The organism is Pseudomonas sp. KBN12P06040, from assembly GCF_037574965.1.
GTDB lineage: Bacteria > Pseudomonadota > Gammaproteobacteria > Pseudomonadales > Pseudomonadaceae > Pseudomonas > Pseudomonas aeruginosa.
The window spans coordinates 5,023,064-5,046,334 of the sequence record NZ_JBBELS010000001.1 but is presented as its reverse complement, the minus strand read 5'-3'; the positions used below and the strand labels follow the sequence as shown (position 1 = coordinate 5,046,334).

Genomic DNA, 23,271 nt, shown 5'->3' with positions numbered 1-23,271 from the left:
AGAGACGGGGTCGTCGCTAAAGTGACGGCCCCGTTTTCGTTGCATTGCTACCGATCATGACGCCCCTCGAGCGCTACCAGGCCGATCTCCAACGCCCCGATTTCTTCCACGATGCCGCACAGGCGAATGCCGTGAAGCATCTGCAACGCCTCTACGATGACCTGGTCGCCGCCGACCACGCCAAGCCCGGCCTGTTCGGCAAGCTGCTCGGCAGGAAGTCCGGTGGGCCGGTGAAGGGCCTGTATTTCTGGGGCGGCGTCGGCCGTGGCAAGACCTACCTGGTGGACACTTTCTTCGAGTCGCTGCCGTTCGAGCAGAAGGTACGCACGCACTTCCACCGCTTCATGAAGCGGGTGCACGAAGAACTGAAGACCCTCAAGGGCGAGAAGAACCCGCTGACCATCATCGGCAAGCGCTTCGCCGACGAGGCGCGGGTGATCTGCTTCGACGAGTTCTTCGTCTCCGACATCACCGATGCGATGATCCTCGCCACCCTGCTGGAAGAGCTGTTCAAGAACGGCGTGAGCCTGGTGGCGACCTCCAACATCGTGCCGGACGGCCTGTACAAGGACGGCCTGCAACGCGCCCGTTTCCTGCCGGCGATCGCCCTGCTCAAGGAGCATACCGAGATCGTCAACGTCGATAGCGGCGTCGACTATCGCCTGCGCGCGCTGGAGCAGGCCGAGCTGTTCCACTGGCCGCTCAGTGAACAGGTCGAGGAGGAGATGGCGCGCAGCTTCAAGGCCCTGACCCCGGACTGTGCCAAGGCCCAGCGCGACGAGGCGCTGATGATCGAGAACCGCGAGATCCGCGCGCGCCTGACCTGCGACGACGTGGCCTGGTTCGAATTCCGCGAGCTGTGCGACGGCCCGCGCAGCCAGAACGACTACATCGAGCTGGCGAAGATTTTCCACGCCGTGCTGATCTCCAACGTCGAGCAGATGGGCGTCACCAAGGACGACATGGCGCGGCGTTTCATCAACCTGGTGGATGAGTTCTACGACCGCAGCGTCAAGCTGATCATCTCCGCCGAGGTCGAGCTAAAGGATCTCTACAGCGGCGGCCGGCTGGAGTTCGAATTCCAGCGCACCCTCAGTCGTCTGCTGGAAATGCAGTCCCACGAATACCTGACGCGTCCGCACCGGCCCTGATCCGGGGCGGAAACGAGAAAGGGGTTGCCGATGGCAACCCCTTTTTTCATGGACGCGCGGCGTTTCAGCGCTGCGCGGTGTTCTGCTCGAAGCCGGCGAGGAGCTTCTTCGCATGGGCCACTTCGAGGGCTTCCATGGCGTTGATCGGCTTGATCGCCACGGCCTGCTTCAGTTGGGCGATGGCCTTCTCCCGCTCGTCGTCGCCGTATACGTAGGTCAGCGCGTTGGCGTACTCGTAGTGGCCGATCGGCAGGTCGTTGGCCTGGCGGAAGGAGCGGGCGAAGTACTGTTCCATCTTGTCGGCGCTGACCCCGTAGGTCATCTTGCCGACCAGCTTGCCGACCTTGCGGATCACTCCCGCCTCGTAGCCGCCGTAGAGCGCCAGGGCGAACGGCTGGTTGGGTTGCCTGGCCAGGAGGGCGTCCAGTTCCTTGGGGATTTCGCTGGTATAGCCGCGCTTGAGCACTACCGGTACCGATAGCTCCTCGGCCAGGCGCGCCTTGGCGTAGACGCTGCCGAACTGGGCGACGATATCGGCCTTGACCAGCGGGCCGGCCTGATTGGTGTAGTCGATGACCTCTTCGAGCAGGCGCTGTTTCTCCGCCTGGTCGGGAGCCAGGAACATGGCGTAGAGCACCTGGGCGAACATCGCCGGTACCTGGCCGCCGACTCCCAGGGCCAGTCCCTGCTCCTTGGCCTTGGCGTAGTCGCCGCGGAACAGCAGGCGCCAGACATCCTGCAGGCGCGCCGCATATTGCGCGGCCTCTTCCGGCTTGCCGGTGAAGCCGGTGCCGGCCTTCACGGTCTTTTCCAGGGCATCCGGATGGGCGGTCGCCATGTTCACCACCCAGTCGGCGTCCGGATAGGGATAGTCGCCGAAGCCGCGGGTCAGGCGCGGCCAGGCTTCCTTCAACTTGTCGCCTGGATAGTCATAGGCGCTCTGGTCGTAGGGGAAGGCTTTCCAGTTGTCGGCGGCCATAGCATTCATACCGAAGAGGGCCAGGAAGGCGAGCAGATAAAGGCGCATGGCAAAGGTCCGTTCTTGTCGTTGTTCGGAACGCCCGCGTCTGCGGCGGGCCTGCGGATTCATGAGAACCCGCGAAGGCCGACCTGGCTACCTATCCTAGGTTCTGTAGGGAAAGCGCCGGCGCCGATGCCGTTCGGGCAGGCCTGGCGATGTCCGGCTCAGCTTTCCTTCTGCATGAACTGGCGACGGTAATGGTGGGGAGAGAGTTCGGTGTGCTGGCGGAACAGGCGGGCGAAGAAGCTGGCGTCGTCGTAGCCGACCTCGTAGCTGATCGTCTTGATGCTCTTGCGCGTGCTCGAGAGCATGCCCTTGGCGGTCTCGATCCGCAGTCGCTGCAGGTAGTGCAGTGGCTTGTCGCCGGTAGCGGCCTGGAAGCGCCGCATGAAGTTGCGGATGCTCATGCCGTGGTCGCGGGCGACGTCCTCGAAACGGAACTTGTCGGCGAAGTGGTCTTCCAGCCATTGCTGGATCTGCAGGATCGTCGGGTCATGGTGCAGCTTCTGTCCGCCGAAGCCGATACGCCCTGGGGTGTAGCTGCGCTGTACTTCGTAGAGGGTATCCCGGGCCACCGCCTGGGCCACCGATCCGCCGCAGAAACGCTCGATCAGATAGATGTAGAGGTCGCAGGCGGAGGTGACGCCGCTGGCGCAGAACAGGTCGTCGGCATCGGTCAGGTGCTTCTCCTGGTTGAGCAGCACGTTCGGGAAGCGTTCGGCGAATTCCCGATAGAAGCGCCAGTAGGTGGTCGCTTCCTTGCCATCCAGCAGGCCTGCCTGGGCCAGCCAGAAGACCCCGGTCGCCTCGCCGCAGAGGGCGGTTCCCTCGGCATGGCTGCGGCGCAACCAGGGAACGATTTGCGGATAGCGCCGTTCGAGCGCGTCGAAGTCGCCCCAGAAGGCGGGCAGGACCACGATATCGCAGGCGGCGAGGGGACCGTCGACGGCGATGCTGTCGCCGCTGAAGCTGCGTACCGGCTGGCCGTCGGGGCTGAGGATGCGGGTGCGGAAGGCCGGCTGGAGACCGAGGCCCTGCTGCTTGCCGTGGCGCAGGCTGGCCATGTGGAAGAAGTCCTTGGCCTGCATCAGGGTCGAGGCGAAGACGCCGTCGATGGCGACGATGCCGACATGTTTCAGCACCGGAGCGGATTGAGCGCGCATGGATTTTTATCGTTGTTGTGAGTAAGGGAAAGCGGTCAAAAGGCGGCTGGATCGTCTTATTTTTTGGCGCAACTGTCCAGTGCGTCGGTCGGGGCATTTCCCTACAGTCGAAGACCTGCCGCGTGCAGCCAACCCGATCCCAGACCGTTTCCAGGTGACCACGATGATACCGAGAACCCTGTTCAGCTCCGACCACGAACTGTTTCGCGACAGCGTGCGCAAGTTTCTCGAACAGGAAGCCGTGCCTTTCCATCACCAATGGGAAAAGGATGGGCATGTCGACCGCGCGCTCTGGAACAAGGCCGGCGAGGCCGGAATGCTCTGTTCGCACCTGCCGGAAGAGTATGGCGGGATGGGCGCGGACTTCCTCTACAGCGCCGTGGTCATCGAAGAGATCGGTCGGGCCGGCCTGACCGGGATCGGTTTCTCCCTGCATTCGGACATCGCTGCGCCCTACATCCTTCACTACGGCAGCGAGGCGCTGAAGCGCAAGTACCTGCCGAAGCTGGTATCCGGCGAGATGGTCGCGGCCATCGCCATGACCGAGCCGGGGGCCGGTTCCGACCTGCAAGGGGTGAAGACCACGGCGGTACTGGATGGCGACGAGTACGTCATCAATGGCTCGAAGACCTTCATCACCAACGGCTTCCTCGCCGACCTGGTGATCGTGGTGGCGAAGACCGATCCGAAGGCTGGCGCCAAGGGCATAAGCCTGTTCGTGGTCGAGGCGGGTACGCCGGGCTTCAGCAAGGGCAAGCGCCTGGAGAAGGTCGGGATGAAGGCCCAGGACACCTCCGAGCTGTTCTTCCAGGATGTGCGGATTCCCCGGGAGAACCTGCTCGGCAAGGACGGCCAGGGATTCATCTACCTGATGCAGGAGCTGCCGCAGGAGCGCCTGACCGTCGGTATCGGCGCGCTGGCGTCGGCCGAGGCGGCCCTGCAATGGACGCTCGACTACACTCGCGAGCGCAAGGCGTTCGGCAAGTCGGTGGCGGACTTCCAGAATACCCGCTTCAAGCTTGCCGAGATGGCTACCGAGATCCAGGTCGGCCGGGTCTTCGTCGATCGCTGCATGGAGCTGCATCTCCAGGGCAAGCTGGACGTACCCACCGCCGCCATGTGCAAGTACTGGACGACGGACCTGCAATGCAAGGTGCTCGACGAATGCGTGCAGTTGCACGGCGGCTACGGCTTCATGTGGGAATATCCGGTGGCGCGGGCCTGGGCCGATGCCCGGGTACAGCGGATCTACGCCGGTACCAACGAGATCATGAAGGAGATCATCGCGCGGGCCCTGTGAGGCGCTCCTGGCCACCGGGAGGGGCGAACGACCGCATCGCGCGGTTGTCCGCCGAACCCGCCGGCACCGCCAGGCCCCTGGAGCCTCAGGGAGCCGGGTTCGGTTGCTCCCGGTGGATCGCATCGATACCGGCGAGCACCTCCTCGTCCAGCCTCAGGTCGACGCTGCCGAGATTGGTTTCCAGCTGTTCCAGCGAGGTCGCGCCGATGATGTTGCTGGTCACGAACGGCCGCGAAGTGACGTAGGCCAGTGCCATCTGCGCCGGTTCCAGTCCATGTTCGCGGGCCACCGCCACGTAGCGCGCGCAGGCCGCTTCCGCCTGCGGGTTGGTGTAGCGGGTGAAGCGACTGTAGAGACTGATGCGCGCGTTGGCCGGGCGGGCGCCGTCCGCGTACTTGCCGGAAAGCATGCCGAAGGCCATCGGCGAGTAGGCCAACAGGCCGCACTGCTCGCGGATGGCGATTTCCGCCAGGCCCACCTCGAAGCTGCGGTTGAGCAGGTTGTAGGGGTTCTGGATCGATACCGCGCGCGGCCAGCCGCGCTCCTCGGCGAGCCTGAGGAAGGTCATGGTGCCCCAGGGTGTCTCGTTGGACAGGCCGATGTGGCGGATCTTGCCGGCGCGCACCTGCTCGTCGAGCACTTCCAGGGTTTCCTCCAGCGGTGTGAAGCTCTCTTCCTGGTGCTGGTAGCCGAGCTGGCCGAAGAAGTTGGTCCGCCGCTCCGGCCAGTGCAACTGGTAGAGGTCCAGCCAGTCTGTCTGCAGGCGCTCCAGGCTGGCATCGAGGGCGGCGACGATGTGCTGGCGGTTGAACTTGAGGTTGCCGTCGCGCACATGGCTGATGCCGTTGCCGGGGCCGGCGATCTTGCTGGCGAGGATCCAGTCGGCGCGGTCGCCGCTGCGGCGGAAACAGTTGCCGATGATGCGCTCGGTGCTGGCGTAGGTCTCGGCGCGGGGCGGCACCGGATACATTTCGGCGGTATCCATGAAATTGATCCCGGCGGCCTTGGCCCTGGCGATCTGGGCGAAGGCGTCCTGCTCGCTGTTCTGCTCGCCCCAGGTCATGGTGCCGAGGCAGAGGGCGCTGACTTTCAGATCGGTGCGGCCGAGCGGGCGATACTCCATGCGGGTGTCCTCGTGAAATTAAGTGGTTAATGCGGTTGTAAATTCTGGCGAAATCTGCATAATTCCGCAGCCTTTCATCGGTGGGGGATGCCAAGCCTGCCGATCGATGTATCTAGTCGTTACGGACGCACACCGACCCGAGCCCCAATTCGTGTCTGTTTTCGGCTGTCCTTGACTTGTCAAGGCAACCACTGTCCAGTAAGATTCGCCGTCTTATTTTCAGGCGGCCCCTGAGGCTATAACGAATGAAAACCTATACCGCGAAACCGGAAACTGTACAGCGCGACTGGTTCGTCGTCGACGCTGCCGGCCAGACCCTGGGTCGTCTGGCGACCGAAATTGCCCGCCGCCTGCGTGGCAAGCACAAGCCTGAGTACACTCCGCACGTTGACACCGGCGACTACATCGTCGTCATCAACGCCGAGCAGGTGCGTGTGACCGGTGCCAAGACCACCGACAAGATGTACTACCACCACTCCGGCTTCCCGGGCGGCATCAAGTCGATCAACTTCGAGAAGCTGATCGCCAAGGCCCCTGAGCGCGTCATCGAGACCGCTGTAAAAGGCATGCTGCCGAAGAACCCTCTGGGTCGCGATATGTATCGCAAGCTGAAGGTGTACAAGGGTGCCAGCCACCCGCACACCGCTCAGCAGCCCCAAGAACTGAAGATTTAACGGGATAGCTCATTATGTCGGCGACTCAAAATTACGGCACTGGCCGTCGTAAGACCGCTACCGCTCGCGTCTTCCTGCGTCCGGGTACTGGCAAGATTTCCATCAACAACCGTGGTCTCGATCAGTTCTTCGGTCGTGAAACCGCTCGCATGGTCGTGCGTCAGCCGCTCGAGCTGACCGAGACCGTCGAGAAGTTCGACATCTTCGTTACCGTCGTTGGCGGTGGCGTAAGCGGTCAGGCCGGTGCGATCCGTCACGGCATCACCCGTGCCCTGATCGAGTACGACGAAACCCTGCGTAGCTCGCTGCGCAAGGCCGGCTACGTGACTCGCGATGCCCGTGAAGTCGAGCGTAAGAAAGTCGGTCTGCGTAAAGCGCGTAAGCGTCCGCAGTACTCCAAGCGTTAATTCGACGCTTGCTGAAAAACGCCCACCTCTTCGGAGCTGGGCGTTTTTTTATGTCTACGCTTTAACTCTGCGGCAAGGTGTCGCATGGCCGAAGGGCGCGCCCTACAAGGGTTTCGGGCGTTTTGTGTCAGGCTATTACCTTGTCATCAAAGGGGGTTTTCTTTACCATTTGGCGAATTTTTTGCGCGGCTCGAATTTTTACTTAAAGGCCTGATTAGAACAGGTCTGAAGCTGATGGGAGACGACTGAATGAGTAATGACGGCGTGAATGCAGGCCGGCGTCGCTTCCTCGTCGCGGCCACCTCTGTGGTTGGCGCGGCGGGAGCGGTGGGTGCTGCGGTCCCGTTCGTAGGGTCATGGTTCCCCAGTGCCAAAGCCAAGGCTGCTGGCGCGCCGGTGCAGGTGAACGTGGGCAAGATCGATCCAGGTCAGCAGATCATCGCTGAATGGCGCGGCAAGCCTGTATTCATCGTGCACCGCACGAAGGAGATGCTGGACGCCCTGCCGAGCCTCGAAGGACAACTGGCCGACCCGGACTCCAAGGCCTCGGAGCAGCCGGAGTACGTCGATCCCAAGCTTCGCTCGATCAAGCCGGAACTGGCGGTGATCGTCGGCATCTGCACCCACCTGGGCTGCTCGCCGACCTTCCGTCCCGAAGTCGCCCCCGCCGACCTCGGTCCGGACTGGAAGGGCGGCTACTTCTGCCCTTGCCACGGCTCCCACTACGACCTCGCCGGTCGTGTCTACAAAGGCCAGCCAGCGCCGCTGAACCTGCCGATTCCGCCTTATACGTTCGATGCTGACGACGTCATCACCATCGGCGTGGACCAGGAGAAAGCCTGATGAACAAGTTCATGGCTTGGGTCGATGCGCGTTTTCCCGCGACCAAGATGTGGGAAGACCATCTGAGCAAGTACTACGCACCGAAGAACTTCAACTTCTGGTATTTCTTCGGTTCCCTGGCGCTGCTGGTGCTGGTCAACCAGATCCTCACCGGCATCTGGCTGACCATGAGCTTCACGCCGTCGGCCGAAGAGGCGTTCGCTTCCGTCGAATACATCATGCGCGATGTCGACTACGGCTGGATCATTCGCTACATGCACTCCACCGGTGCATCGGCGTTCTTCATCGTGGTCTACCTGCACATGTTCCGCGGCCTGCTCTACGGCTCCTATCAGAAGCCGCGCGAGCTGGTGTGGATCTTCGGCATGCTGATCTACCTGGCGCTGATGGCCGAGGCCTTCATGGGCTACCTGCTGCCTTGGGGTCAGATGTCCTACTGGGGCGCCCAGGTGATCATTTCCCTGTTCGGCGCGATTCCGGTGGTCGGCGAAGACCTGGCCCAGTGGATCCGCGGTGACTTCCTGATCTCCGGCATCACCCTGAACCGCTTCTTCGCCCTGCATGTGATCGCCCTGCCGATCGTCCTGCTCGGCCTGGTCGTGCTGCACATCCTGGCGCTGCACGAAGTCGGTTCGAACAACCCGGACGGCGTTGACATCAAGAAGAAGAAGGACGAGAACGGCGTACCGCTGGACGGCATCGCGTTCCATCCGTACTACACCGTGAAGGATATCGTCGGTGTGGTGGTGTTCCTGTTCATCTTCTGCACCGTGATCTTCTTCTTCCCGGAAATGGGCGGCTACTTCCTCGAGAAGCCCAACTTCGAGATGGCCAACCAGTTCAAGACCCCCGAGCACATCGCTCCGGTCTGGTACTTCACCCCGTTCTACGCGATCCTCCGCGCGGTTCCGGACAAGCTGATGGGCGTGGTGGCGATGGGTGCGGCGATCGCCGTGCTGTTCGTCCTGCCGTGGCTGGATCGCAGCCCGGTTCGCTCGATCCGCTACAAGGGCTGGCTGAGCAAGCTGTGGCTGGTGATCTTCGCGGTGTCCTTCGTGATCCTCGGCTACTACGGCGCCCAGGCTCCGAGCCCGCTGGGTACTACCCTGTCGCGCGTTTGCACCGTCCTGTATTTCGCCTTCTTCATCCTGATGCCGTTCTACACCCGGATGGAGAAGACCAAACCGGTTCCGGAAAGGGTGACTGGCTGATGAAAAAGCAATTCGCTGCACTGATTCTGGCGGTACTGCCAGTCCTGGGTTTCGCCGCTGGCGGCCATGGGCCGCAACTGGATCATGTCGACATCGACCTGACCGACAAGGCGGCCATGCAGGATGGCGCGCGTACCTTCGCCAACTACTGCATGGGCTGCCATAGCGCCAAGTTCCAGCGTTACGAGCGTGTCGCCACCGACCTGGGCATTCCTGCCGATCTGATGATGGAGAAGCTGGTGTTCACCGGCGCCAAGATCGGCGACCACATGGACATCGGCATGAAGCCGGCCGACGCCAAGACCTGGTTCGGCGCCGCTCCGCCGGATCTGACCCTGGTTGCCCGCGTACGCGGCACCGACTGGCTGTACAGCTACCTGCGCTCGTTCTACGAGGATCCCAAGCGTCCGTGGGGCGTGAACAACGTGATCTTCCCCAACGTCGGCATGCCGAACGTCCTGGCGCCCCTGCAGGGACGCCAGGTGATCGGCTGCAAGCAGGTACAGGTGGTCGAGGATGGCAAGAAGCAGTTCGATCCGTTGACCGGTACCCCGCTGACTCACGAAGCTTGTGACCAGTTGACCGTGGTGCCGAAGACCGGCGAACTGAACGAAGCTCAGTTCGACGAGAAGGTCAAGAACCTGGTGACCTTCCTGGCCTATTCGGCCAACCCGAACAAGCTGGCCTCCGAGCGTATCGGTACCTACGTCCTGCTCTACCTGGCCTTCTTCTTCGTATTCGCCTATCTCCTCAAACGCGAGTACTGGAAGGACGTGCACTAACCCGCACGTTGGTCTTCGAAGCGCGCGCCCTACGGGGCGCGCGCGTCTTTTCACCTCCCACAAGTCGACCTGCGAGGAGGGCTCCATGGCTTCAATCAACAAGCTGACCTGCTATTCCGACCCTGCCGATCATTACTGCCATCGCATCCGCCTGGTCCTGGCCGAGAAGAACGTGGCGGTAGAGGTGATCGATATCGAGGCGGGCCGCTGTCCGCCGATGCTGGCGGAGGTCAACCCCTACGGCAGCGTACCGACCCTGGTCGATCGCGACCTGGCGCTGTACGAGCCGACGGTGGTCATGGAATACCTCGACGAACGCTATCCGCATCCGCCGCTGCTGCCCGATTATCCGGTGAAGCGTGCCAACAGCCGCCTGTTGATCCATCGTATCCAGCGGGACTGGTGTTCCCTGGTGGACCGGATCCTGGATGCGCGCAGCAAGGAGGCCGAGCGGGTCCAGGCGCGCAAGGAGTTGCGCGAGAGCCTGACCGGGGTTTCCCCGCTGTTCGCCGACAAGGCATATTTCCTCAGCGAGGATTTCAGCCTGGTGGATTGCTGCCTGTTGCCGATCCTCTGGCGTCTGCCGCTGCTGGGCATCGAGTTGCCGCGGCAGGCCAAGCCGTTGCTCGACTACATGGAGCGCGGATTCGCCCGGGAAAGCTTCCGGGTCAGCCTGTCTTCCGTTGAACGAGATATGCGTTAAGGAACATGAAGATGAATTCCAGCCGTCCCTATCTGGTCCGCGCGCTCTATGAATGGATCGTCGACAACGATTGCACGCCGCATATCCTGGTGAACGCAGAGTTCGCCGGGGTAAAGGTGCCTCCGGGCTATGCCAGCGATGGGCAGATCGTGCTCAATGTCTCGCCCTCTGCCGTGCGGCATCTGCACATGGACAACGAGGCGGTCAGCTTCGAGGGGCGTTTCGGCGGCGTGGCGCAGAGCCTGTACATTCCAGCGCTGGCGGTAATGGCCATCTACGCCCGGGAAAACGGCCAGGGCATGGTCTTCGATCTGGAGCAGCCGGGTCCGGTGGACGACGAGCCGGGCGATGACGATGGTGGGCCGTCCGATGAGCCGCCGCGTCCCAGTGGCAGGCCATCCCTGAAGGTGGTCAAGTAAACGGCGAGCAATGAAAAAGGCGATCGAAGGATCGCCTTTTTTTCGTTCGCTGTTCTTCAGTTTATGTATTCGAACAGCTTGACGATCTTCTGCACCCCGTCGACGCCCTGGGCGACGCGGACAGCCTGGGCGGCTTCCTGCTGGTTGACCAGGCCCATCATGTAGACGATGCCGTTCTCGGTGACCACCTTGATCCGCGACGAGGGCACGTTGGGATCGCTGAGCATCTGGGTCTTCAGCTTGGTGGTGATCCAGGCGTCGTTGTTGCGGGCGAGCAGGGAGGAGGGCGAGGTCACCTGCAGTTCGTTATGCACGTTCTTGACCTTCTGCACCGTGCGTGCGGCCTGCTCGGCCTTGCTCTTGAGGTCGGCGCGCGGGGTCTGGCCGGCGATCAGCACGATGCCGTTGTAGCTGACCACGACGATGTGAGAGTCCTTGTCCAGGGCCGGATCGGCCTTGGCGATGTTCACCGCGGCCTTGGTCTCGATCAGCGAGTCGTCGATCTTGCTGCCGATGGTTCGGGTCCCGCGATCGTCGTCGATCGGTTTGTCCCGGGTGGCGCTGAGGAAACTGCTGCAGCCTCCCAGGGCCAGGCTCAGGGCCAGGGTGGCGGCGACGAAGGCGGTACGGCTCATTCTTCACTCCCGAACAGTTGGCGGTCGATCAGGTCGCAGAGGCAGTGGATGGCCAGCAGGTGGACTTCCTGGATGCGTGCGGTGATCTTGGAAGGAACGCGGATCTCCACGTCTTCCGGCAGCAGCAGCGAAGCCATGCCGCCACCGTCGCGGCCGGTCAGGGCGACCACCAGCATCTCGCGATCGTGGGCAGCCTGGATGGCCTGGATCACGTTGGCCGAATTGCCGCTGGTGGAAATCGCCAGCAGGACGTCGCCCGGCTGGCCCAGGGCGCGGATCTGCTTGGAGAAGACTTCGTTGTAGCTGTAGTCGTTGGCGATCGAGGTGATGGTCGAGCTGTCGGTGGTCAGGGCCACGGCCGGCAGGCTCGGACGTTCGCGCTCGAAGCGGTTGAGCAGTTCGGAGGAGAAGTGCTGGGCATCGCCGGCCGAGCCGCCATTGCCGCAGGAGAGGATCTTGCCCTCGTTGAGCAGCGCATTGACCATCACCAGGCTGGCTTGCTCGATATAGGGAGGCAGTACTTCCAGCGCCTGCTGCTTGGTCTCGATGCTGGCCTGGAAGAGCTGGCGGATACGGTGTTGCATGTCCATCGGTAATGACCTTCGGTGGGGCGGCTGATCAGGCGTCGAATGCGTTCTGAATCCAGTCCAGTCGCGGTGGTGATTGTCCGTCGCTGGTATCGACGGTGACCACATCGAAGCGACAGGGGCGTTTGGCCCAGCGCGCCTCCTGTTGCAGAAAAAGTTCGGCGGAGAGAATCAGGCGTTGCCGCTTGCGCGCGTCGATGCTCTCCAGGGCTCCGCCCCAGGCGCGATGCCGGCGGGAGCGGACTTCGACGAATACTACTGTATCGCCGTCGAGCATGACCAGATCGAGCTCTCCGCGGCGACAGCTCCAATTCTTGCCAAGTGTGGCAAGGCCCTGTCGCCGTAGATGGGCGCAGGCCAGTTCCTCGGCCTGGCGCCCCTTGTCCCGGGAGCTTTCCCTATCGGTCAAAAGCTGGTGGTCCCCAGCGGCTGGACCTGGCCATTGCGGAACTCGGCCCATTGCAACTGGCGTTCGATGCGCTGGGTCGGATTCAGGCTCAGGGTACCGGTCAGGCCGTCGATCTGCAGGCTCGGCACGGCCTTCAGTTCAGGCAGACGCGGAGCGAGGCGGTAGGCGTCGACGCCCATAGCGTAGAGGCGGCCCATGCTGCCGTTGGCCTGGGGCCATTGGGCGGCGACCTGCTGGCGGGTCGGGTCGCTGGGGTTGAGCAGCCACGGGGTCTCGCAGAAGCGGATGCCGTTGAGGTCCTGGTCCTGGGTCGGGTTGTTGGTCCCGGTGTAGAGGTGCGAAGTGGCGTAGACCGGAAGGTCGCCGGCGTACTGGAAGGCCAGGGTCGGCTTGATCTGGCGGGCCTGCTGCGGGGTGGCGGCGAGGAACACGAAGTCGATGTCCTGGCGGCGCGACGGCTGGGTGGCGATCTGGCTGCCGAGGGCGCCCTGCAGGCGCTGGGCGCGGCCTTCGCTCTGGCGCAGTTGCAGCAGGTCGGCGATCTGTTGCGCCAGTTGTACCGGCTGGTCGACATGCTCGGCGGCGATCAGGCTGCCGCCCGCGGACTGCCAGCTCTGGCTGAAGGCGGCCAGCACGCGGTCGCCCCATTCGCCGCGCGGCACCAGCGCCACGGCCCGGCGCATGCCGTCGCCCCAGGCCCGGCTGGCCACCGCGCGCGCTTCGTCCTCGGCGGCGAGGCCGAACTGGAACAGCTGCGCCGGGCCTTCCTGGCTGTTGTCGCTGTAGTTGAGTGCGAGGGTGGTGATCGGCAGTTGCTCGCGGTTGGCGAGTTGCTTGACCAGCGGCTTCTCCAGGGGACCGACGACCAGTTCGACGCCATCGGCCTGGGCCTGGCGGTAGAAGTCATCTAGCGAGCGCACCTGGGTACTGTCGTAGAGCTTGATCGAAGGAGGGTTCTGGCCGGCCTGCTGGGCCTGGAAGTGGGCGGCGAGGAAGCCGTCCTGCAGGGCCCGGGCGACGTTGGCCAACTGCCCCTGCTGGGGTAGCAGGAGGGCGATGCGGGTCAGCGGCTGCTGGGACAGCGTCTTGAGTTTCTCCAGCGCCGCCGGCAAGTGCTTGGCCGCCGGGTGCTCGGGGTTCTGCTGTTGCCAGCTCTCGATGCTGGCCTGCTGTTGCTGCAGGGTCGCCGAGGTCTTGGTGATGCGTGCCAGGGCCAGCCAGCCGCTGAGGTCGCCTTCGTTGGCGCTCGGTTGCAACTGGTCGACCGGCAGGCTGCTGACCAGGGTCCAGATCTTTTCCTGGTTCTCGATCACCGCCGGGCCCTCGAGCAGCGGGGCGAAGTAGATGCGCTCCTTGGCTGCGGCAAGGACCTGGCCGTCGGCGGCGAGGGCCTGGGCCTTGGCGCGCTGGGTACGAACCTGCTGGGTCACCGGCAGCTCGCTGAGATGCTGCATGCTCGGATGCTGCAATGCCTGCAGGGCGGCCTTGGGCTTGCTGCGGGCGAGGGCCAGTTCGGCGTTCAGGGTGCTGGCGAAGACCTGCTGGGCCGGCTTCAGGCTTTCCAGCGGGATCTGTCCCAGGATGGCGGTGGACCTGGCGAGGTCCTTCTGCTGGTAGGCAAGGTCCGCTGCCGAGAGGCGCAGCAGCGCCGCTTCCTCGGGCTTGCTCTGGCTGGCCTGTTGCAACAACTGCTCGATGCTGGCATTCGGCGTACGGGGAAGTTCGCCCAGTCCGGAATTGGACGAGGTCGCGCAGGCGGTCAGCAGACCGGCCAGGATCAGAGCAGAAAGCGGACGCAGGCAAGCGATCATATAGGGCTTCTCATGGCGCATTCACGAAGAGTCGCCGATTGTACCGGAGGCCCGCCTCGGGTGCGATGGCGGCACCCTGAATCGCGATACAATGCCGCCTTTTCAGATAGCTCCCGAGGTATTTTCGTGTCAGCAGGCACTCTGTTCGTAGTGGCGACCCCGATCGGCAATCTCGACGACATCACCCCGCGCGCCCTGCGGGTGCTGCGGGAGGTGGCCCTGGTGGCTGCGGAGGATACCCGCCATTCGATCCGGCTGTTCCAGCACTTCGGCATTGAGACGCCATTGGCGGCCTGCCACGAGCACAACGAGCGCGAGGAGGGCGGGCGCTTCATCTCCCGGCTGCAGGGGGGGGAGGACGTCGCGCTGATCTCGGACGCCGGTACCCCGCTGATTTCCGATCCCGGCTTCCACCTGGTGCGCCAGGCACAGGCGCTGGGTATCCGGGTGGTCCCGGTGCCGGGCTCCTGCGCGCTGATCGCGGCGCTGTCGGCGGCGGGATTGCCGTCGGACCGGTTCATCTTCGAAGGTTTCCTGCCCGCCAAGGCTGCGGGACGACGCAGCCGCCTCCAGGCGGTACAGGAAGAGCCACGCACGCTGATTTTCTACGAGGCGCCCCATCGTCTGCTGGAAAGCCTGGCGGACATGCGCGACGTGTTCGGCGGGGAGCGCCGTGCGGTGCTGGCGCGGGAGCTGAGCAAGACCTTCGAGACCATTCGCAGCCTGCCGTTGGCCGAACTGCACGATTGGGTCGCGTCGGACAGCAACCAGCAGCGCGGTGAGTGCGTTGTGCTGGTGGCGGGGTGGCAGGCGCCGGAAGGCGAGGAGTCGATCGGTGCAGAGGCGCTCAGGGTGCTCGACCTGCTGCTTGCCGAGCTGCCGTTGAAGAAAGCCGCGGCGCTGGCGGCGGAAATCACCGGGGTGCGAAAAAACCTTTTGTATCAACAGGCTTTGCAGCGCCAAGGGAAGAGTTGAGCTTGTTCTTCGCGCCTGCTCCCGCTAACCTTGTCGGCGGAGAGTCGATTGGACAGTCGCTGTCGCGCAATAGCGCGGTGGAGGAAAGTCCGGGCTCCATAGGGCAGAGTGCCAGGTAACGCCTGGGAGGCGCGAGCCTACGGAAAGTGCCACAGAAAATAACCGCCTAAGCGCAACAGCGCCGGTAAGGGTGAAAAGGTGCGGTAAGAGCGCACCGCACGGCTGGCAACAGTGCGTGGCTAGGTAAACCCCACTCGGAGCAAGACCAAATAGGAATCCATTGGCGCGGCCCGCGTTGGATTCGGGTAGGTCGCTTGAGGCGTACAGTGATGTGCGTCCCAGAGGAATGGCTGTCCTCGACAGAACCCGGCTTATAGATCGACTCTCCCACTTCTTCCCACTCTCTTCGCTTTTTCCCGGTTTTATCCGTCCGTCGCAAAAGCGAAAAGCCGCAACTCTTGATAAATCACTTTAAGTTCGAAGGCTAAGACTTTGGACTTATTGTGTTTTGTCATCTCTTTTACTTCTAAAAGCGCTCCGCAACCTTCCAAAAGCACGCTAAATCTCCGTCCTGTAAGGATTTTTCACTTCTGACGCGCCTTGACGGTGGGGAGTGTGGATTTCTATAGTGTGCAGAAGTGGTATGAAGTGGGTAAAAGTGGGATCAATTGGCATGGAAAGCCAACCACAGGGGAAGCGCTGACGTGTTTCGCGGAGCTAATGCCATAAGTCTTGACGCCAAAGGGCGCCTCGCGATGCCGAGTCGGTATCGTGACGAGCTCGTTTCGCGTTGTGCCGGCCAGCTCATCGTCACTATCGACGCAGTCGACCCCTGCCTCACCGTTTACCCCTTGCCCGAATGGGAACTGATCGAAGCCAAGCTGCGCGAGCTGCCTTCTTTGCGAGAAGAAACGCGGCGCCTGCAGCGGCTGCTGATCGGTAATGCCGTCGATCTGGAACTGGACGGAAACGGGCGTTTCCTGATTCCGCCGCGCCTGCGCGAGTACGCCAAGCTGGACAAGCGGGCGATGCTGGTGGGGCAACTGAACAAGTTTCAGTTGTGGGATGAGGATGCCTGGAACGCCATGGCTGAAGCCGACCTGGCGGCAATCAAACAACCCGGTGGGCTGCCGGACGAACTACGCGACCTGATCCTTTGACTATGAATGCCACCTACCGCCATATCACCGTTCTGCTCGAGGAGGCCGTTTCCGCACTGGCCCCGCGGGAGGACGGCTGCTATCTGGACGGTACCTTCGGAAGAGGGGGCCATAGTCGAGCCTTGCTCGAGAAACTGGGCACCGGGGGACGCCTGCTCGGATTCGACAAAGATCCCCAGGCCATCCAGACAGGAAAAGCATTGGCGGCCGAAGACGGCCGCTTCGTCATTGTGCAGCGCTCGTTCGCCGAACTGGGCGATGAGGTGCGCGCACGCGGTCTCGAAGGTCGGGTCGATGGCGTCCTGCTCGACCTTGGCGTGTCGTCGCCGCAACTCGACGATCCCGAGCGCGGCTTCAGCTTCCTCAACGATGGTCCCCTGGACATGCGCATGAATCCCGGCCAGGGCATCAGCGCAGCGGAGTTCATCGCCAATGCCGCCGAAGAGGAAATCGCCCGGGTCTTCAAGGAATATGGCGAAGAGCGCTTCGCCAAGCGGATGGCCCGCGCCATCGTGCAGCGCCGCCAGGAGCGCCCGTTCGAACGGACCGCCGATCTGGCCGAAGTGATCACGGTTGCCAACCCCGCCTGGGAGAAGGGTAAGAATCCGGCGACCCGCGCATTCCAGGGCCTGCGCATCCATGTGAACAATGAATTGGGCGATCTCGAGCGCGGCCTTGACGCCGCGCTCGAATCGCTGGCCGTCGGCGGCCGCCTGGTGGTGATCAGTTTCCATTCCCTGGAAGACCGCATCGTCAAGCTGTTCATGCGCAAGCACGCCAAGGGCGAGGCGGACAACCTGCCGCGCGACCTGCCGATCCGTTCCAAGGTCTTCGAACCGCGCCTGAAGCTGCTGGGCAAGCCGCAGTACGCTTCGGAAGAAGAACTCAAGGCCAACCCGCGCTCGCGCAGCGCGGTCATGCGCGTGGCGGAGAAGCTGAGATGAGCCGTCTCTTCGTCAAGCGCCTGCCTACCGGCAGCTTCCTCATGTTGCTGCTTTATATAGGTCTGCTGCTCTCGGCGATTGCCGTGGCCTACAGCACCTACTGGAACCGGCAACTGCTCAACTCGCTGTATTCCGAGCTGAGTGTGCGCGACAAGGCGCAGGCCGAGTGGGGCCGGTTGATTCTCGAGCAGAGCACCTGGACCGCCCATAGCCGTATCGAAAGCCTGGCGGTGGAACAGTTGCGCATGCGCGTTCCCGACCCGGCCGAGGTCAGGATGGTGGCGCCATGAAACTGAATTATTTCCAGGGCGCTCTCTACCCATGGCGGTTCTGCGTGATCGTCGGCCTGCTGCTGGCGATGGTCGGCGCCATCGTCTGGCGAATCGTCGACCTGCACGTGATCGACCATGACTTCCTCAAGGGCCAGGGCGACGCGCGTAGCGTGCGGCATATCGCCATCCCTGCGCACCGGGGCCTGATCACTGACCGCAACGGCGAACCGCTGGCGGTGAGCACCCCGGTCACCACCCTGTGGGCCAACCCCAAGGAGCTGATGACCGCCAAGGAACGCTGGCCGCAACTGGCGGCGGCGCTCGGGCAGGATACCAAGCTGTTCGCCGACCGCATCGAGCAGAACGCCGAGCGCGAGTTCATCTATCTGGTCCGTGGGCTGACCCCGGAGCAGGGCGAAGGCGTGATCGCCCTGAAGGTGCCCGGCGTGTACTCCATCGAGGAGTTTCGGCGTTTTTACCCGGCTGGCGAAGTGGTGGCCCATGCGGTCGGCTTCACCGATGTCGACGACCGTGGTCGCGAAGGTATCGAGCTGGCTTTCGACGAATGGCTGGCCGGCGTGCCGGGCAAGCGCCAGGTGCTCAAGGATCGCCGTGGCCGCGTGATCAAGGACGTGCAGGTCACCAAGAATGCCAAACCGGGCAAGACCCTTGCGCTGTCCATCGACCTGCGCCTGCAGTACCTGGCTCATCGCGAACTGCGCAACGCTCTGCTGGAAAACGGCGCCAAGGCCGGCAGCTTGGTGATCATGGACGTGAAGACCGGGGAGATCCTGGCCATGACCAACCAGCCCACCTACAACCCGAACAATCGTCGTAACCTGCAGCCGGCGGCCATGCGCAACCGGGCGATGATCGACGTGTTCGAGCCGGGCTCGACGGTCAAGCCGTTCTCGATGAGCGCGGCGCTGGCCAGCGGGCGCTGGAAACCCAGCGATATCGTCGACGTCTACCCGGGCACCCTGCAGATCGGCCGCTACACCATTCGCGACGTATCGCGCAATTCGCGGCAACTCGATCTCACCGGCATCCTGATCAAGTCGAGCAACGTCGGCATCATCAAGATCGCCTTCGACATCGGCGCCGAATCCATCTACTCGGTCATGCAACAGGTCGGTCTCGGGCAGGACACGGGGTTGGGCTTCCCCGGCGAGCGCGTCGGCAACCTGCCCAACCACCGCAAGTGGCCGAAGGCGGAAACCGCGACCCTGGCCTACGGCTACGGTCTCTCGGTAACCGCGATCCAGTTGGCGCATGCCTATGCGGCCCTGGCCAACGACGGCAAGAGCGTGCCGCTGAGCATGACCCGAGTCGACCGCGTGCCGGATGGTGTGCAGGTGATCTCGCCTGAAGTGGCTTCCACCGTGCAGGGCATGCTGCAACAAGTGGTCGAGGCCCAGGGCGGGGTGTTCCGCGCCCAGGTGCCGGGTTACCACGCCGCCGGCAAGAGCGGGACCGCGCGCAAGGTCTCGGTCGGCACCAAGGGCTACCGGGAAAACGCCTATTGCTCGCTGTTCGCCGGTTTCGCCCCGGCCACCGATCCGCGCATCGCGATGGTCGTGGTGATCGACGAGCCGAGCAAGGCGGGCTACTTCGGCGGCCTGGTGTCGGCGCCGGTGTTCAGTAAGGTCATGGCTGGCGCGCTGCGCCTGATGAACGTGCCGCCGGATAACCTGCCGACGGCCACCGAACAGCAGCAGGTCAATGCTGCGCCCGCAAAAGGAGGGCGTGGCTGATGCCTATGAGCCTGAACCAACTGTTTCCCCAGGCCGAGCGCGATCTGCTGATCCGCGAGCTGACCCTGGATAGCCGCGGCGTTCGTCCGGGCGACCTGTTCCTGGCGGTGCCGGGCGGGCGCCAGGATGGTCGTGCGCACATCGCCGATGCCCTGGCCAAGGGCGCGGCTGCCGTGGCTTACGAGGCGGAAGGCGCCGGAGAGTTGCCGCCCAGCGATGCGCCGCTGATCGCGGTGAAGGGGCTGGCCGCGCAACTGTCGGCGGTCGCCGGGCGTTTCTACGGCGAGCCGAGCCGCGGGCTGGACCTGATCGGCGTCACCGGCACCAACGGCAAGACCAGCGTCAGCCAACTGGTGGCCCAGGCCCTGGATCTGCTCGGCGAGCGCTGCGGCATCGTCGGCACCCTCGGCACCGGTTTCTACGGCGCCCTGGAGAGCGGCCGGCACACCACGCCGGACCCGCTCGCGGTGCAAGCCACGCTGGCCACGCTGAAGCAGGCCGGCGCCCGCGCGGTAGCGATGGAAGTGTCTTCCCACGGCCTCGACCAGGGCCGCGTGGCGGCGCTCGGTTTCGATATCGCGGTGTTCACCAATCTGTCCCGCGACCACCTCGACTATCACGGCTCGATGGAAGCCTATGCCGCCGCCAAGGCCAAGCTGTTCGCCTGGCCGGGCCTGCGCTGCCGGGTGATCAACCTGGACGACGATTTCGGCCGTCGACTGGCCGGCGAGGAACAGGACTCGGAGCTGATCACCTACAGCCTCACCGACAGCTCGGCGTTCCTCTATTGCCGCGAAGCGCGCTTCGGCGACGCCGGCATCGAGGCGGCACTGGTCACTCCGCACGGCGAGGGCCTGCTGCGCAGCCCATTGCTCGGCCGCTTCAACCTGAGCAACCTGCTGGCGGCGGTCGGTGCGTTGCTTGGCCTGGGTTATCCCTTGGGCGATATCCTCCGCACCTTGCCGCAACTGCAGGGGCCGGTCGGCCGCATGCAGCGCCTGGGAGGCGGCGACAAGCCGCTGGTGGTGGTGGACTACGCGCATACTCCCGACGCCCTGGAAAAAGTCCTGGAGGCCCTGCGTCCGCACGCGGCCGCGCGCCTGCTGTGCCTGTTCGGCTGCGGTGGCGATCGCGATGCCGGCAAGCGTCCGTTGATGGCTGCGATCGCCGAACGCCTGGCGGATGGGGTGCTGGTCACCGACGACAACCCGCGCACCGAGGCCAGTGCGGCGATCATCGCCGATATCCGCAAAGGCTTCGCTGCCGCTGACAAGGTTACCTTCCTGCCGTCGCGCGGTGAGGCGATCGCCCATCTGATCGCTTCCGCTGCGGTGGATGACGTGGTGCTCCTGGCTGGCAAGGGTCACGAGGATTATCAGGAGATCGACGGCGTACGCCATCCGTTCTCCGACATCGAGCAGGCCGAGCGCGCCCTGGCCGCCTGGGAGGTGCCGCATGCTTGAGCCTCTTCGCCTCAGCCAGTTGACGGTCGCGCTGGACGCCCGCCTGATCGGCGAGGACGCCGTCTTTTCGGCGGTTTCTACCGACAGTCGCGCCATCGGGCCCGGCCAACTGTTCATTGCCCTGAGTGGGCCGCGTTTCGACGGCCACGACTATCTCTCCGAGGTTGCCGCCAAGGGCGCGGTGGCTGCGCTGGTGGAGCGCGAAGTCGCCGACGCGCCCCTGCCGCAATTGCTGGTGCGCGATACCCGTGCGGCCCTGGGGCGACTGGGCGCGCTGAACCGGCGCAAGTTCACCGGCCCGCTGGCGGCCATGACGGGCTCCAGCGGCAAGACCACGGTCAAGGAGATGCTCGCCAGCATCCTGCGTACCCAGGCCGGCGATGCCGAGTCGGTGCTGGCTACCCGTGGCAATCTGAACAACGACCTCGGCGTACCGCTGACCCTGCTGCAACTGGCGCCGCAGCACCGTAGCGCAGTGATCGAACTGGGCGCCTCGCGCATCGGCGAGATCGCCTACACGGTCGAGCTGACCCGCCCGCACGTGGCGATCATCACCAATGCCGGCACCGCCCATGTCGGCGAGTTCGGCGGACCGGAGAAGATCGTCGAGGCGAAGGGCGAGATACTCGAAGGGCTGGCCGCCGACGGCACCGCCGTGCTGAACCTGGACGACAAGGCCTTCGACACCTGGAAGGCCCGTGCCAGCGGCCGTCCGTTGCTGACTTTCTCCCTCGACCGGCCCCAGGCCGATTTCCGCGCCGCCGATCTGCAGCGCGATGCGCGCGGCTGCATGGGCTTCAGGCTGCAGGGCGTAGCGGGTGAAGCGCAGGTCCAGCTCAACCTGCTGGGGCGGCACAATGTCGCCAATGCCCTGGCTGCCGCCGCTGCCGCCCATGCACTGGGCGTGCCGCTGGATGGGATCGTCGCCGGGCTGCAGGCGCTGCAGCCGGTCAAGGGCCGCGCGGTAGCGCAACTGACCGCCAGCGGGCTGCGTGTGATAGACGACAGCTACAACGCCAACCCCGCGTCAATGCTGGCGGCGATTGATATACTGAGCGGCTTTTCCGGGCGCACCGTCCTGGTCCTCGGAGACATGGGCGAACTCGGTTCCTGGGCCGAGCAGGCCCACCGCGAGGTGGGCGCCTACGCCGCTGGCAAGGTGTCCGCGCTCTATGCGGTCGGACCGCTGATGGCCCACGCCGTACAGGCGTTCGGCGCCACGGGCCGGCACTTCGCCGACCAGGCCAGCCTGATCGGGGCGCTGGCCACCGAACAACCGACAACCACCATTTTGATCAAGGGTTCCCGCAGCGCGGCGATGGACAAAGTCGTCGCGGCGCTGTGCGGTTCCTCCGAGGAGAGTCACTAATGCTCCTGCTGCTGGCCGAATACCTGCAACAGTTCTACAAGGGCTTCGGCGTCTTCCAGTACCTGACCCTGCGCGGCATTCTCAGCGTGCTCACCGCGCTGTCGCTGTCGCTGTGGCTGGGGCCCTGGATGATCCGTACCTTGCAGATCCGCCAGATCGGCCAGGCCGTGCGCAACGACGGTCCGCAGTCGCACCTGTCGAAGAAGGGCACCCCGACCATGGGCGGCGCCCTGATCCTTACCGCCATCGCCATCAGCACGCTGCTGTGGGCGGATCTTTCCAACCGCTACGTGTGGGTGGTGCTGGTCGTTACCCTGCTGTTCGGTGCCATCGGCTGGGTGGACGACTACCGCAAGGTGATCGAGAAGAACTCCCGCGGCCTGCCGAGCCGCTGGAAGTACTTCTGGCAGTCGGTGTTTGGCATCGGCGCCGCCGTGTTCCTCTATATGACTGCCGAAACCCCGATCGAGACCACCCTGATCGTGCCGATGCTGAAGAGCGTCGAGATCCAGTTGGGCATCTTCTTCGTGGTCCTGACCTACTTCGTCATCGTCGGTTCGAGCAATGCGGTGAACCTCACCGACGGTCTCGACGGCCTGGCGATCATGCCGACGGTAATGGTTGCCGGCGCGCTGGGCATCTTCTGCTACCTGTCGGGCAACGTGAAGTTCGCCGAGTACCTGCTGATTCCCAACGTACCGGGCGCCGGCGAGCTGATCGTGTTCTGCGCCGCGCTGGTCGGCGCCGGCCTCGGCTTCCTCTGGTTCAACACCTATCCGGCGCAGGTCTTCATGGGCGACGTCGGCGCGCTGGCGCTGGGCGCCGCGCTGGGCACCATCGCGGTGATCGTGCGCCAGGAGATCGTGCTGTTCATCATGGGTGGGGTGTTCGTCATGGAAACCCTCTCGGTGATGATCCAGGTCGCTTCCTTCAAGCTGACCGGACGCCGCGTCTTCCGCATGGCGCCGATCCATCACCATTTCGAACTGAAAGGCTGGCCGGAGCCGCGCGTGATCGTGCGCTTCTGGATCATCACCGTGATCCTGGTGCTGATCGGCCTCGCCACCTTGAAGCTGCGTTGAGGACGAAGAGAGC

24 protein-coding genes and 1 other RNA gene are annotated in these 23,271 nt (G+C 64.0%); 18 read left to right on the top strand and 7 right to left on the bottom strand.

The features are described 5' to 3' along the window. The first annotated feature begins 56 nt into the window (after positions 1-56). Positions 57-1,151, top strand: coding sequence for a cell division protein ZapE (zapE, locus tag VQ067_RS23720; RefSeq protein WP_003094297.1), 1,095 nt, complete (start codon positions 57-59; stop codon positions 1,149-1,151). Positions 1,152-1,215: 64 nt separating this feature from the next. On the opposite strand, the gene VQ067_RS23715 is transcribed toward zapE, so the two are convergent. Together VQ067_RS23715 and VQ067_RS23710 are read right to left on the bottom strand one after the other, a co-directional pair. Continuing rightward, a complete protein-coding gene (locus VQ067_RS23715; RefSeq protein ID WP_015503532.1) occupies positions 1,216-2,178 on the bottom strand; it encodes a hypothetical protein in 963 nt (320 codons plus the stop codon). Positions 2,179-2,336: 158 nt separating this feature from the next. Then, positions 2,337-3,236, bottom strand: coding sequence for a GlxA family transcriptional regulator (locus tag VQ067_RS23710; protein WP_003120906.1), 900 nt, complete (start codon positions 3,234-3,236; stop codon positions 2,337-2,339). 253 nt (positions 3,237-3,489) lie between these two features. Between VQ067_RS23710 and VQ067_RS23705 the strand changes: the two genes are divergently transcribed. Continuing rightward, complete coding sequence (locus VQ067_RS23705) at positions 3,490-4,635, top strand: acyl-CoA dehydrogenase family protein (RefSeq protein WP_003134747.1); 1,146 nt, start codon at positions 3,490-3,492, stop codon at positions 4,633-4,635. 85 nt (positions 4,636-4,720) lie between these two features. On the opposite strand, the gene VQ067_RS23700 is transcribed toward VQ067_RS23705, so the two are convergent. After that, complete coding sequence (locus tag VQ067_RS23700) at positions 4,721-5,758, bottom strand: NADP(H)-dependent aldo-keto reductase (RefSeq protein ID WP_033991146.1); 1,038 nt, start codon at positions 5,756-5,758, stop codon at positions 4,721-4,723. Positions 5,759-6,003: 245 nt separating this feature from the next. Here VQ067_RS23700 and rplM point away from each other — a divergent pair, with 245 nt between their 5' ends. The 7 genes from rplM to VQ067_RS23665 all read left to right on the top strand — a co-directional run bounded on the left by rplM (position 6,004) and on the right by VQ067_RS23665 (position 10,797). Beyond that, on the top strand, positions 6,004-6,432 hold the full coding sequence (gene rplM, locus VQ067_RS23695; protein WP_003094164.1) for a 50S ribosomal protein L13: 429 nt from the start codon (positions 6,004-6,006) through the stop codon (positions 6,430-6,432). Between the two features lie 14 nt (positions 6,433-6,446). Then, positions 6,447-6,839 carry a 30S ribosomal protein S9 gene (gene rpsI, locus VQ067_RS23690; protein WP_003098810.1) on the top strand — a complete coding sequence of 131 codons (393 nt, stop codon included), beginning with the start codon at positions 6,447-6,449 and terminating at the stop codon, positions 6,837-6,839. Positions 6,840-7,088: 249 nt separating this feature from the next. After that, positions 7,089-7,682, top strand: a complete 594-nt coding sequence (gene petA / locus VQ067_RS23685) for a ubiquinol-cytochrome c reductase iron-sulfur subunit (RefSeq protein ID WP_003100631.1) — start codon at positions 7,089-7,091, stop codon at positions 7,680-7,682. Further along, positions 7,682-8,893 carry a cytochrome b gene (locus VQ067_RS23680; protein ID WP_003094159.1) on the top strand — a complete coding sequence of 404 codons (1,212 nt, stop codon included), beginning with the start codon at positions 7,682-7,684 and terminating at the stop codon, positions 8,891-8,893. Before petA ends, VQ067_RS23680 begins: the two co-directional genes overlap by 1 nt. Further along, on the top strand, positions 8,893-9,675 hold the full coding sequence (locus VQ067_RS23675) for a cytochrome c1 (RefSeq protein WP_003094157.1): 783 nt from the start codon (positions 8,893-8,895) through the stop codon (positions 9,673-9,675). Before VQ067_RS23680 ends, VQ067_RS23675 begins: the two co-directional genes overlap by 1 nt. Before the next feature lie 85 nt (positions 9,676-9,760). Further along, positions 9,761-10,378: a glutathione S-transferase N-terminal domain-containing protein gene (locus VQ067_RS23670; protein ID WP_009875902.1), complete on the top strand. Its 618-nt coding sequence runs from the start codon at positions 9,761-9,763 to the stop codon at positions 10,376-10,378. 11 nt (positions 10,379-10,389) lie between these two features. Then, complete coding sequence (locus tag VQ067_RS23665; RefSeq protein ID WP_003094153.1) at positions 10,390-10,797, top strand: ClpXP protease specificity-enhancing factor; 408 nt, start codon at positions 10,390-10,392, stop codon at positions 10,795-10,797. 56 nt (positions 10,798-10,853) lie between these two features. On the opposite strand, the gene VQ067_RS23660 is transcribed toward VQ067_RS23665, so the two are convergent. The 4 genes from VQ067_RS23660 to VQ067_RS23645 are packed head-to-tail and all read right to left on the bottom strand — an operon-like array spanning position 10,854 to position 14,239. After that, the gene (locus VQ067_RS23660; protein ID WP_003094151.1) at positions 10,854-11,432 is read right to left on the bottom strand and encodes a BON domain-containing protein; all 579 of its coding nucleotides are present in this window, start codon (positions 11,430-11,432) and stop codon (positions 10,854-10,856) included. After that, positions 11,429-12,022, bottom strand: a complete 594-nt coding sequence (locus tag VQ067_RS23655; RefSeq protein WP_003094149.1) for a phosphoheptose isomerase — start codon at positions 12,020-12,022, stop codon at positions 11,429-11,431. The genes VQ067_RS23660 and VQ067_RS23655 overlap by 4 nt, the downstream gene beginning before the upstream one ends. Positions 12,023-12,050: 28 nt before the next feature. Then, positions 12,051-12,428, bottom strand: coding sequence for a YraN family protein (locus VQ067_RS23650; protein ID WP_033984897.1), 378 nt, complete (start codon positions 12,426-12,428; stop codon positions 12,051-12,053). Then, positions 12,425-14,239 carry a penicillin-binding protein activator gene (locus tag VQ067_RS23645; RefSeq protein ID WP_033991147.1) on the bottom strand — a complete coding sequence of 605 codons (1,815 nt, stop codon included), beginning with the start codon at positions 14,237-14,239 and terminating at the stop codon, positions 12,425-12,427. The genes VQ067_RS23650 and VQ067_RS23645 overlap by 4 nt, the downstream gene beginning before the upstream one ends. 126 nt (positions 14,240-14,365) lie before the next feature. Here VQ067_RS23645 and rsmI point away from each other — a divergent pair, with 126 nt between their 5' ends. From rsmI to mraY, 9 genes are all read left to right on the top strand, one after another. Then, on the top strand, positions 14,366-15,214 hold the full coding sequence (gene rsmI / locus VQ067_RS23640; protein ID WP_003134739.1) for a 16S rRNA (cytidine(1402)-2'-O)-methyltransferase: 849 nt from the start codon (positions 14,366-14,368) through the stop codon (positions 15,212-15,214). Positions 15,215-15,254: 40 nt separating this feature from the next. Beyond that, positions 15,255-15,604: RNase P RNA component class A (rnpB, locus tag VQ067_RS23635), an RNA gene on the top strand. A 314-nt stretch (positions 15,605-15,918) separates the two neighbouring features. Further along, complete coding sequence (mraZ, locus tag VQ067_RS23630) at positions 15,919-16,374, top strand: division/cell wall cluster transcriptional repressor MraZ (protein ID WP_003103101.1); 456 nt, start codon at positions 15,919-15,921, stop codon at positions 16,372-16,374. Positions 16,375-16,376: 2 nt separating this feature from the next. Further along, positions 16,377-17,318 carry a 16S rRNA (cytosine(1402)-N(4))-methyltransferase RsmH gene (gene rsmH / locus VQ067_RS23625; protein WP_019485797.1) on the top strand — a complete coding sequence of 314 codons (942 nt, stop codon included), beginning with the start codon at positions 16,377-16,379 and terminating at the stop codon, positions 17,316-17,318. Further along, positions 17,315-17,608, top strand: a complete 294-nt coding sequence (gene ftsL, locus VQ067_RS23620) for a cell division protein FtsL (protein ID WP_003094142.1) — start codon at positions 17,315-17,317, stop codon at positions 17,606-17,608. Before rsmH ends, ftsL begins: the two co-directional genes overlap by 4 nt. Continuing rightward, the gene (ftsI, locus tag VQ067_RS23615; protein ID WP_340080920.1) at positions 17,605-19,344 is read left to right on the top strand and encodes a peptidoglycan D,D-transpeptidase FtsI; all 1,740 of its coding nucleotides are present in this window, start codon (positions 17,605-17,607) and stop codon (positions 19,342-19,344) included. Before ftsL ends, ftsI begins: the two co-directional genes overlap by 4 nt. Beyond that, positions 19,344-20,807, top strand: a complete 1,464-nt coding sequence (locus VQ067_RS23610; RefSeq protein ID WP_003094133.1) for a UDP-N-acetylmuramoyl-L-alanyl-D-glutamate--2,6-diaminopimelate ligase — start codon at positions 19,344-19,346, stop codon at positions 20,805-20,807. Before ftsI ends, VQ067_RS23610 begins: the two co-directional genes overlap by 1 nt. After that, positions 20,800-22,176 carry a UDP-N-acetylmuramoyl-tripeptide--D-alanyl-D-alanine ligase gene (locus VQ067_RS23605; RefSeq protein ID WP_003094130.1) on the top strand — a complete coding sequence of 459 codons (1,377 nt, stop codon included), beginning with the start codon at positions 20,800-20,802 and terminating at the stop codon, positions 22,174-22,176. Before VQ067_RS23610 ends, VQ067_RS23605 begins: the two co-directional genes overlap by 8 nt. Further along, on the top strand, positions 22,176-23,258 hold the full coding sequence (gene mraY / locus VQ067_RS23600; RefSeq protein WP_003094129.1) for a phospho-N-acetylmuramoyl-pentapeptide-transferase: 1,083 nt from the start codon (positions 22,176-22,178) through the stop codon (positions 23,256-23,258). Before VQ067_RS23605 ends, mraY begins: the two co-directional genes overlap by 1 nt. The last annotated feature ends 13 nt before the right edge of the window (positions 23,259-23,271 follow it).